The sequence below is a fragment of the Halomonas faecis genome (assembly GCF_010993975.1).
In the GTDB taxonomy this organism is placed as follows: domain Bacteria; phylum Pseudomonadota; class Gammaproteobacteria; order Pseudomonadales; family Halomonadaceae; genus Halomonas; species Halomonas faecis.
This window is the reverse complement of the sequence record NZ_JAACZO010000018.1, coordinates 1-10,672: the sequence shown is the minus strand read 5'-3', so window position 1 is coordinate 10,672 and position 10,672 is coordinate 1. Positions and strand designations below refer to the sequence as shown.

General features: G+C 60.1%; 7 protein-coding genes. All 7 read right to left on the bottom strand.

Going from position 1 to position 10,672, the window contains the following annotated elements; all coding sequences use genetic code 11:
• Positions 1 to 3,065: conjugal transfer protein TraG N-terminal domain-containing protein (locus GFD32_RS09765; protein ID WP_455429261.1), on the bottom strand; the 3,065-nt coding region annotated here is incomplete at its 3' end.
• 164 nt (positions 3,066 to 3,229) lie between these two features.
• Positions 3,230 to 4,786: a conjugal transfer protein TraH gene (locus tag GFD32_RS09760; protein WP_163576363.1), complete on the bottom strand. Its 1,557-nt coding sequence runs from the start codon at positions 4,784 to 4,786 to the stop codon at positions 3,230 to 3,232.
• The gene (traF, locus tag GFD32_RS09755) at positions 4,786 to 5,799 is read right to left on the bottom strand and encodes a conjugal transfer protein TraF (RefSeq protein ID WP_163576362.1); all 1,014 of its coding nucleotides are present in this window, start codon (positions 5,797 to 5,799) and stop codon (positions 4,786 to 4,788) included. Before traF ends, GFD32_RS09760 begins: the two co-directional genes overlap by 1 nt.
• Positions 5,796 to 6,251 carry a metal-dependent hydrolase gene (locus GFD32_RS09750; protein WP_163576361.1) on the bottom strand — a complete coding sequence of 152 codons (456 nt, stop codon included), beginning with the start codon at positions 6,249 to 6,251 and terminating at the stop codon, positions 5,796 to 5,798. Before GFD32_RS09750 ends, traF begins: the two co-directional genes overlap by 4 nt.
• Before the next feature lie 67 nt (positions 6,252 to 6,318).
• The gene (locus tag GFD32_RS09745; protein WP_163576360.1) at positions 6,319 to 6,972 is read right to left on the bottom strand and encodes an ERF family protein; all 654 of its coding nucleotides are present in this window, start codon (positions 6,970 to 6,972) and stop codon (positions 6,319 to 6,321) included.
• A 452-nt stretch (positions 6,973 to 7,424) separates the two neighbouring features.
• On the bottom strand, positions 7,425 to 8,519 hold the full coding sequence (locus GFD32_RS09740; protein WP_163576359.1) for a DUF7146 domain-containing protein: 1,095 nt from the start codon (positions 8,517 to 8,519) through the stop codon (positions 7,425 to 7,427).
• A gap of 184 nt (positions 8,520 to 8,703) precedes the next feature.
• Complete coding sequence (locus tag GFD32_RS09735) at positions 8,704 to 10,101, bottom strand: DNA cytosine methyltransferase (protein ID WP_163576358.1); 1,398 nt, start codon at positions 10,099 to 10,101, stop codon at positions 8,704 to 8,706.
• Positions 10,102 to 10,672: the final 571 nt, after the last annotated feature.

The window sequence follows — 10,672 nt, the reverse complement described above, 5'->3', positions numbered from 1 at the left end:
GCNTCACCTGGCGAGGTCGGCGTCCCAGGCTGCCCCTCGATATCAGTCAAGGACAGCCCCGGATGCTCAGCCTGGGTTTCGCCGCCCTCAGCAGATTGCCGAGCATGGTCTATTGCTGCGGACAAGTTGCCATGGCTACTGGGCGGGTCTGGGTCGGGCTCGGAAACTTCGGCAACCGGCTCACGTACTTCCAATCGCTCCATGGAAGCGGGTGACACATTATCTTCCGTGCTGTTCTCTATCCTTGAGTCGATAGCGGCCTGTGTTGGGATATGCTGCATCGGAACAGGCTCAAAGCTACCATCGCCTCCATATCTGTAGTAGGAATGCCCGCCTTCACGCTCTACGGCATAAATGGCATGTCCACTACCCGGATGGTCAGGATCTTCTGAGTACATAACGGGAACAAACGTGTCATTGCCAACCCTGAGACTTCTCGTTTCCTCGCCAAGAGCAAGAGCGCGAGAGTTATGATTGTCAGCAGACTCAATCTCCCGACGGTTGACAACCGAAATCTGATGTCCTGAGTCTATTAAATGATAATCATCAGGGGTTTCTACTGCCTCTCGAGAGCCTTCCCTCGTTGCTTCTAACCCGTCATCCACATTGGCATTAACATCCCGAACACCTACATTGAGTATGTGAGAGGTATCATCTTCAGTCCTCGAGGTACGCTCATCTACAAGCGCTGTGGCACCGGCTACAGCACCACCTAAAGCAGCGCCTCTATTGCCAACCTCTTCCTCGCTCTCGAGCTGGTGGTTACGCACTTGACCACGTATCTCGTCGTTGCCCTGCCTCAGATCATCTACTGCTCGCTGGTTAACAGGAGTCGGGATAGATCCTGAACGGCTGGCCACCCATTCTTCACGAGCCTGCTTCTGCAGTTGGACTGCTTCCTGATAATCCTGTGATGCAGCGAAGAGCGATGAGGCGCGGTCATCACCACTTCGTCCTTCAATGTACTTACGAGCCTCACTATCCGTAAACCGTTCCGAGTAACGGTTACCATCGGCCCCAACCACGGAGATTGTGCCATTTTCACCAAACACCAACCGGCCAGAATTAGCTTGTTGCGTGTCATGGCGTTCGCTTTCTGACTCACGAGCCGAACTAGATTCTCTTGAACCAGTTTCACCAGAAGTTGAAGCGCGACCATAGGCTGTAGTGCCGACATCAAGGCTAAAACCAGCTCGAACATCCGCACCAGCCTCGAACTGTGCGCTAGACGCACTATGCTCGGTTGCCTCTATCATTTCTTCTCGCGACAGCCCAGCGGCTTCCATTTGTTGCCACAATGCACCCACCTCTAGCGCATATTGCTGACCTTTTTGGTCTTGAACCATCCGAGACCAATCTACACTCCCATCTTTAACAAAGCCTCTGTCATGTGCGTACTGAATAGCAGAACTAAGTGTGTCAGTCAGCATACGCTGTGACTGTTGAGTAAACGCTTCCTTCGCCTCTTGAGTCCTGGAAGAAGCCTCGCTGTAAGCTTGTGAGGCTGACTGACTTTCACGGAAGTCGGCCTGGCGCAGACCCACATTCATATCCTGGCCACTCAGGTTGGTCACCATCGAGCTGGCCACACCCACGTGATGGGCGGCAACCTCATTGCCAGAGGTATAGCGATGCGAGGTTTGATGCGCGTTCATGTTGGCATTGTTCATGCTCACCTGGCCCGCAGTGGCTGCCCCCGTCGATATGCTGCTCGCGGCCGTTGCTGCATGCTGGGCGCCCGAAGCCCGATCAAGGACCGAGGTGAAGGCATAGCCGCTGCCGGAGACGAGCCCCCACATGATGGCGGGCACGAGCGTCGACATGAAGCCGGACGCCATCACCATCTTGTCAGACATCTCAGTGACCGCTCCCATGTTGGCCATGGTGAGCCCGTCAGAGATGTAGCCGGTCGTCTGCCCTTGGAAGTAGAGCATCATGATGTAGTTGACGATCGCCAGCCCAGGCCACCATAGGACTAGCCATGTCATGACCTGGGCATAGGACGTGCCCATTTTGCGACCAAGCCCCGGCACAAGAATCGCGGCAAACACAATCGGCGCCAGCCCGATGACGAACGCCTGCAGGATCGCGAAGAAGTACCCCGCCATGTCCCTGAACAGAATCGCAGTGCTGTACCAGCCCGACTGCTGGGCTCGCCGGGCCTGCTCAATATTGAGGGCCGAGATCAGCTCACTGGAGCCTGTGGCCATCGCGGCGTACTCATAGGTGCCAGAGTACATCTCAGCGATGGCGGCCTGCGTGGCGAGCCCTGTGGCGTCCTGGACGACGCTTCCGCCGGATGCCCAGCGGAACGAGTCCTCCAGGGCTGCCTGGGAGAGCGTCGTATCGCCGGCTGCTTGATGGAGCCAGAAGGGAGAGACCTCCCCCATGCCGTTCACCAGAGCCGGCGCCGTAGCTTGTAGGCGACTGTCGATACTGGCATAAGCCTCATCGCAGGCGTACATCTCGCCGCGGGGCTCGGCGGCTGAGTAGACGGCCGTATAAACGGCTTCATTCAGGTTATTTCCCAGAACGCCCCACGCATTAGTGGAAGTGATCAGGGTGACCGGCGAAATCTGGCCATTAAAGATATTCGGCAAGGCACAGTCGTTGATGAAACTCTGGATACTCGAACGAAGATATGGGTCGCTCAACCGGATATTGCGCATGTCATTGAGCATGCTGGCCGCCATGCCCACCGGCGCCCCTTCGGATATTCTCAGGTTCTGGAAGTCTGGGGTGGTGAAGTTAGTTTCCACGCCCCGGGTTGCCCACATCCCGATTTCTGATATGACCACCGCTGGCAAACCAATGGCGGCCGGCACCCCCTGCACTTGCTGGCTAAATTGAGGGGCGCCAGCACCATCCCACACCATGTCCTCGACGTAGATGTTGATCTTCAAGCTGAACAGCATGTAGATGGTCAACAGCATGCCGCCAAAGTAGAAGGCGATCTTGTGAAAGCTCCCCGACAAGATGCCAGTGAAGCTCAGCGCCAGGAACCCCACGAGGGACAGCACCATCGTCAAGTTCCTGAAGCCCGGGTTCGAGGCGGGATCGGTCATCCGCTTGATCGCCTCGAGAATCTGCGCCAGCGCGTAGCCGTTCCCGTAGCCGTAAAAGGTCCAGGTATCCGCACCACCTCCTGGCGTGAGGACATTATCGGCAATGGCCAGACCCGGCAGCGCCAGCAGTGCAACGCCCAGGCAGAGTGTGATCCAGCGAGCCATCAGTTCACCTCCCGGGCCATGTCACGCGCAAACTGCATGCCGGATAGCCCCATGGCATGGAGGTTGCGAAGGGTAGAGCGGTTGATGCGATCGACCTGGGACATGATGTTCTCCTGAACCTCGGCCATGATGTTGATCTGCTGGGCTTTCTCCGAGGTGAGAACAATCAAGTCATTCTGGGCTTCACGGAACTCGCGCAGCACCTCAGCCGGCACGGATGTGTTCATGGAAGTGCTGGCCGTGGCCTGGACGGCGTGGCGGATGTACTCCACGGAGATCATGTAGGCCAGGATCATCGCGTTGCCCACTACGAGGTCGTAAGCCAGATCCGGGTACGTCGCCGCGACATTCACCGCCTGGTAAAGCGGGAAGGGTGCCGCGGCGATGATTGCCCGCTGAGAGTCCGTCAGGCGCTGCCCGGAGGCGACATTCGCGACTGCCCCCTCCAGCTCCTGAACCACCGTCGCCAGGAACCCCTGTCCAAGGGTGAGGCTATTCACTGGCGTCCGCTGCGGCTCCCAACAATCCCTAATATCTGAGCCGTTGCAGGTGTAAATCTCGATCACGCCGCTATCGGCCCCATCCCACACCTTGTCCTCGCAGTAATCGTTGATGAAGTCGGCATACTGGAGGCTGGCCGGCGCTTGCTGACTACCGCACAGGAAGATGTCGAGCATCGCGTCGGGAGTCTCGATGGTGGACGGGTAGGTATGGGAATCTCCCGAGCCCCCGCGGTTGCGAACTTCCGTACCGATCCAGCTCATCAGCAGCTCGGCGAAGATTTTGTTCTCGGCACCCATGTTGTTGTTGCCTCCGCGGCCCGGGGCAATGCCCGCCTCCTGTAGGCCCAGCCAGGTCCGGTTGCCGTCGATGTCCATCGCCAAGGCACGGTCCCCCTCGTTGTTATCGAGGTGGCCACGGATCTCCGACCCAGCGCTCTGGCGGGTCTCGCAGGTATCCTGCTGTGCTGCGATCCAGTCGCTCTCGATGCCCTCGAACATACCCACGGAGCTACACCAAAGGTTCCCCACCTCCTGGGAGTAGTCGGGGAAGCCATCCACCAGCGCATTGGCGACGGCACAGCTGTCCTGGGACATCTTCGCGGCGGCCTGAGCCATTCGCTGCGCAAACTCGAGGACATCACCACAGATCGGGCACAGCTGCTTCAGCGCCAGCTGGAAGGCCAGGGCCACCACCCCCTGCGCGATCTGCTCGAGCATCTGCTGAATTTGCTGGCTGTCGATGTACGAGAAGCCCCCGAAGTGGGCATCTATCCCGTTACAGCCGACCTCCAGCCGCGGCGGATCGATATTCACCAGTGAGTAGCGATTCTGCGAGAAGCGCATGGTCATCCCACCGGCCGTGTACCCATGGCGTGTCCGCGTCCTGAAGGAAGTGGCGTCTGTGGTGCTGCTGAAGGCGCCCCCGGCGCTTGAGAGGCGGCCAAAGGCGTCCTGCAAGGCATTCGCCTCGGCCTGTTCGATGGAGACCGTCATGGTCGCACCGCTGAGCACGGCAGCCCCCACCAAGGTGGCTAATTTCTTTTTTCGGAACATCAGTCATCTCCCTGGGGAATGCCGGCGCCGAGCGCGCCAGCAGAGCGTTCAAGCATGTCGGGCACACTGAAGTCGACGGCCGGCGTCGAACCGTCTGTGGCGGCATTCAGTCCCTGTTCAGCGGCCCTCTGGATGGCACCAAAGAACACCTCTATCCGCGATGTGATGCGCTGGGTGGACTCCACGCCGCTGGACACCCGGAACCACAGGTCGTCCTGGGGGAGGTGCAGCCACAGGTCGGGCACGGCTTCGATGCCCAGGTGACGGGCAGCCTCGATGGTTTGGCCCGAGGCCTCACAGGAGTCCTCGAACGCCGGCATGCAGGTGTAATCCAGTGGGGCGTTGTAGATCGTCAGCCCTGTGCGCGTGGCCAACTGGGACATCACGGGCTGCATGTCATGGCAGAATTGGCAACTGGCGCGAGTGAACCAGACAAGGAAGCCACCTTGTTCATCGATCTCTCTCATAACGGCATTCCTGCGCCCATCACGTGCTCGGGACGCGGCTCGTAGGCCGAAGGACGATACCGGGCTATGCACCAAAGGATTGAGATCCTGATTCTGGATCTGATTCCATTCCCACATCCGCGACATGGTGATCGCCTGATCAACCGCCCACCGCATGTATCGCTGAAACCGCTCAACCGACTCGGGGTTGTTCGGGTTCATTACAGACTCATTGAGCAGGGCATCGCGCTGCTTTGCCTGGAAATCGAAGTCCCCGCTGGGATCAACAAACCCGCACGCCGGAATCCACTGCTCGGGGTCGGAGCAATCTCTCTCTGGCTCCTCTTCAATGGGCGCCACCTCAGGTATTGCCTCTTCCGCCTCCTCAAGGCTGTCCTCATCGTCATCGTCCAGATACCCCCAGAACCAACCACATTCGCCAGGGTTGTTTCTGTCCAGGCAGGCCATGGCTGAGGAGCGGTCGGCATGCGCATTAAGCGCTAACCCAGCGGTCAATAGCGCCACAAATGACGGCGCCAGCAGCGTTCGCGCAAAGCGATATGTCATAGAACTAGACTCCGAAAGAGCAATACCGCGATCACCCAGGCCACCAACACTGGCCAGACCTCGGAAGATCGTGAATCCCACAGCTTGAGCGAGTGGCGTTTTCCGGGGTGCCAGACAGGCACCCCCGATGGCGTGCCGGCATCGCCCAGCACGTGCGATAGGGCGCCGAGGCTGAACCCCATCAAGACAGCCGCACCGAGCGGCGAATACGGCAGCCAGGCGATGCTGATGGCTAACAGCACCAGCCACGGCGCGGGCCAATGCGTGATCGTCCGGTGGGGGATCAGGGTGAAGTCGCCTCGCCGAATCTCCATCCAGTCCGGCGCGGTCGCGCCCGGGAAGGAGGCAGCCGTGACCGCAACACCCGCGGGCACGCCATACAGCGGTGTCACGATGGCAGCTGCCGATACCCCGAAAGCCAGGCCAAAGAGCCGATGTGCATTGCCTGTCACGCTCCCTCCCGATGATGGATGCAAGCAAGAAAGCCCCTGATCCATAAGGAAAAGGGGCGTTGAATGGTCATGCGTGTTGTGCCTGGGAACGTGCCAGCAGGCGGCGACGCTGCGCGATCGCACCTTTCAGGCGAGCCTCCAGGTGAGCATCCAGGTGAACCGAGTTGACCCAGCGTTCCGCTGCGTTCAATCGCTCGTGGTCCGAATGCTCTATTTCCGCCAGGATCGTCTCTGGCGATGCCAGGCGCTGAGGCCTGCGTGCTTCCGGGTCAGCCTCGCCAACATTCCCCTTTGGGAGAAGCTGAGCGGTGTTCACCCGGGACCGCTGCGCGGCATTGCCATCATCATCCGGCCCTTGCGCCAGCCCCATCAGGGACAGCAGGCCATAACGCCGGGCATAGGTCTGCGCAGAAGCCACACCATGGCTATCCCGGGAGTCGACTGGCATCTCACAATGAGAGCCAATAAACTCGCCAGATGGGCCATGAATCAGCATGGTTTCCATCACCACAGCATCAACCGTTCCGGGTACAGCCGCTTGAACCAGCGCCATTTCATGCCGATTCAAGACGCCCCGGATGCTGCCGATAATGGCATTCAGGCTGGCGTAGCTGTTGTCGTACATTGGATTCGTGGAATCCGACGCTACCACACCACCCAGCTCAGCCTGGGCTGCTGCCAGAGCCCTACCGATATTGGCAATCGAGTCACTACGAATCATGTCGCTCTCCTCTCATCCCCCAACGAGGGGTCTCATGAGAGGTAGGGGGCGAGGTGACGTTAGAAGCAGGCGGGGAAAAAAATAACAACGTATCCGTTGGTTACAAAGTGAAACGCAATAACACACGGAGGACTGATGTTTTATGCGAGGGAACTTGAAGTACAGCGCGGGGCAGCCGAGGTCGGACTAGCTACCCATATAATCAACGAGAATAAGCGCAACGAAAGCGCAGCGAGCCTTCATCATCACGACCCGGTGATGGACGCCCTGCAAAGTTCTGCCCCACCAGGCGGCCTACTCAGCGTGCTGAGAGATACCGCAAGGGCATCAACATGGAGAAGGAGTTGAACAGGGATCGATGACTCTCTTCAGACAGCGCTCAGGCGACCTGTAACGCCATGACAAAAGAATAAAAAAGCCCTCCAAACATACGTTTAGGAGGGCTTGTCAATTTAAGCGGCCTGCGTTTTCTGCGTCATGCCAGAAAACTGACCACTCACGTACACATCAGCCCAGTCGACGCTCTTATCCTCGCCAAAGCTGGGTGCATTGGGGATTCGGACGGATGCCGTGACCCCCTTCTCCCACAGCCGAGCCTGGAGCGCTTTCGCGGCATCCTGACCCGCCTTGCGGCCCTTCCGATCAGGCAGATCACGATCGGCCCAGATGACCACCTCCTGCAGGCCTTCCGGTGGCTCGAACGTCCCCATCAGCGAAGCCGACAGAACCGGCCACACCACCATGCCCGTTGCTGCCCGAACGGCCAGCGCAGTCTCAATGCCTTCAGCAATCCCCAGAACGCCACCAGTGGGGGCGCCAAGCCGAATGGCACCACCGCTGACCTCGCCGCCGTTCACCACGGGAAACAGCTTCTTGGCCTTGGATACCGGCGCCTTCTGCACGATGCCGTCAGCGCCCCGTACCAGATAGGTACGATGCACTGTGACCGGCTTGCCCCCAGCATCCCTGACCAGGGTGAGCAGAGTGGGATAGCGTCCGACGACCTTGCCTTGCTCGAGGTAGGGGAGGTTCGGGTGTACCCGGGCCTCACCTTCCAGAAGCGCCAGCATCGGCTTCACCGGCAACCCACGGAACTGCAGGTAGCTCGCCATGATGAACCGACCTTCACCCCGGTTCAGCGGCAGAGCCTCCTGCCAACGCTTGCGCAGCGTAGGCCGAATGTCCCGCTTCTCCGTTTCCGGTCGCGCCGGCTGGGTCACCTTGGCCGGCGCCAGCGGCTCAATGGCACGCTCACCAAGCGCCCCCATGACCTGCTCCAGGATCTCCGGGAGGGTCCAGCCATTCAGCTCTTTCAGTAGGCTGAAACCATCCCAGTTGCCACAGGTGCAGATCGCCGTGCCGCGCTTCTTGAAACCACGATCCAGGCGGAAGTCCTCTTTCCCCCCATGGATCGGGCAATCCACGTGATGGCCCGGGCATGCCAGCGCCGCTTCCATCTGCGGGCAGAGCGCCTGGAACACCGTGTCCCAGCGGCCCTCTGCAGCACGCTTCACATCAGCGATCTCGTACTTGTTGCTATTGCGCATGATTCTCTCCTCTCTCATTTCCGGTCGCCCGGATCTCTCAAGGAGGTAGGGCCACCTGTGACGCTTACCTGGAGATAGGGGAGGCACTGCCATACGCCGTGGCTGTTTCGCATGCGAAACAAAGTTGGAAGTGAAAAAGCCCCTTCCGAGGAAGGGGCTGAAGGGGAGGGAGGGCTTGTTCCGGCTACGCCGCCAGGCGGGGAGCTTGGGACGCAAGGCCACCCTTGAGGTGCTGCTCACGGAGTCGCTGTAAGCAGTCGCCGAGGAGGCGGCCAACTGCGCGGAACGCACAGTGGACGACCCCTTGGCCCAGAATTTCATGGCTGACTGTCTCAGGCAGGCCATGAATGAGCATTTCAGGGACGGTCTTGACCCTGGCATGCTCCTCCTTGGTCAGCAGCCTCGAAAGGCCACTGTCCTCAGGGTGGCGGACAAACGGCTCAGTCGATCTGGCTTTGGCATAGCCGCGGCCGATCGTGCCAACCCCATCTTCCGTGCCATCCAGCAGCTGCCGGCGGAACCCCTTACCCGATGACAGATCACGCGCCTCCTTGGCGGCGAGATAGTCATAGGCCTTGTACCGGGCTTCCACTACCTCATGGGGCTCCAGCACCGCCGCGAGAGACGCCTCGCGCTGACGTGCTGGCTGCAAGGCCTCAAGGTCCACCTCGATTCCCTTGCTGACAGCCACCATGCAGAGCCGATCACGGCGCTCCAGAGCGCCCAAGGCATGGCCATCCAGGATGGTCTCCTGAACGTCATACCCGATCCCGGCGAGGACGTGTCGAATCACCATCATGCTGGTGGTCGACTGGTACGGCGGCACGTTCTCCAGCAGCACCATCGCCGGCCTCAACGTCTGAATCGCATTGAGGAAGGCCACGAACAGGCTGCCGGCCGTTTCATGGGCTTCAGCGCGGTCCAGGCCGTTCTTGGCCCTACCAGACAAGCTGGCCCCTGTGCAGGGCAAACCCGCGCAGAGAAGATGGATCGGGGGGAGCTTGTGCCACTCCACCCCCTCCATCGGCCCCTCGATGGCAATGCTGTCGTCATCCCAGACCGGGTTGTTGGCCAGCGATGCCTCCAGGTAGGCGCCTTCCAGCTCATTGGCAAAGGCCAGCCGGGAGGGTATCCCCGCATCCGCCAGGCCAGTATGGATCGCATGATCCAGGATGCCGCCACCATGCGCGATAGAGCCGATCTCCAAGGGCTTCCCCTGGGTCAGGGACTGCAATAGCCGCCCCATGCGATCTGACTCTGCCAGGTCATGATGGTGAATCGTGATGTCGACGCGGTTGCCCCGCACCACGACCCGCACCCGCTCCACGCGACCCAGTGCCTGCGCCAGCTCACCCGCGGTGATGTCGATCACCGGCAGGAAAGCCTCACCGCGCTTGCGCCGTGACACCTTGTAGGTGCCCTCATCGGTGAAGTGCAGCGTCAGGCTCTTCTTGCCGGCCACGAGGTTGAAGCGCTGCCCCGGGGAGATCCCGGTTCGCGCCAGGCGATTGCCCTCCAGCCACAGGCGCTTCTTGCCACGATGCTCACCAATCTTGGTGTAGATCACAGTGCTCTTGCTCATTGCGATTGCTCCTCTCTCATACCTGCAGGCGTGCAGGCCTCAAGGGGAGATAGGGAGTCCGGTGACCTATGCCGGGCGGCAGGGGCCACACCTAGCAGCAGGAGCCGCGGTGCTCTTCTATCGAGGCCTCTTCCTCGAGGCGATCGGCGGTTTGATGAAGGTCGGCCACGAGGCCTGGGCGGGCACCTTTGGCTTGAGCTTCCGCCGCCTGTGCGCGTAGCTCGGCGGCTCGCTGCCTGGCGAGATAGGGCGGGAAGGCATGGATAGCAGGGCAGGCTGGCACAAACGTCATGCCCGGGGGAGAGAAAACGAGGCGAGACACCGCTCTTCCGTAGTTATCGAACACGGTGGCGCCTTCCAGATAACGGGGATCACCACCACCGGCTTTCCAGGCCTCGAGCAGCGGGCATGAGGCACGCTGCTCGACGTGCGCGAGTGTCGCAGTATGCGACGTCAACTACTTTGGCCGCTTGGCGACAATTAAAATGGCCGGTTGGGTGGGGTAGTTGTCGTCAGTCCGACGACCCAGGTTTTCCTCCTTGTAATTGTCGTTGATAAGCACGCTTACGGT

Excerpts from the sequence above, each read along its gene's own strand:
- GFD32_RS09760 (WP_163576363.1), bottom strand. The coding sequence starts at position 4,786 with ATGTTCCGAAAAAAGAAATTAGCCACCTTGGTGGGGGCTGCCGTGCTC.
- traF (WP_163576362.1), bottom strand. The coding sequence starts at position 5,799 with ATGACATATCGCTTTGCGCGAACGCTGCTGGCGCCGTCATTTGTGGCG.
- GFD32_RS09745 (WP_163576360.1), bottom strand. The coding sequence starts at position 6,972 with ATGATTCGTAGTGACTCGATTGCCAATATCGGTAGGGCTCTGGCAGCA.
- GFD32_RS09740 (WP_163576359.1), bottom strand. The coding sequence starts at position 8,519 with ATGCGCAATAGCAACAAGTACGAGATCGCTGATGTGAAGCGTGCTGCA.
- GFD32_RS09735 (WP_163576358.1), bottom strand. The coding sequence starts at position 10,101 with ATGAGCAAGAGCACTGTGATCTACACCAAGATTGGTGAGCATCGTGGC.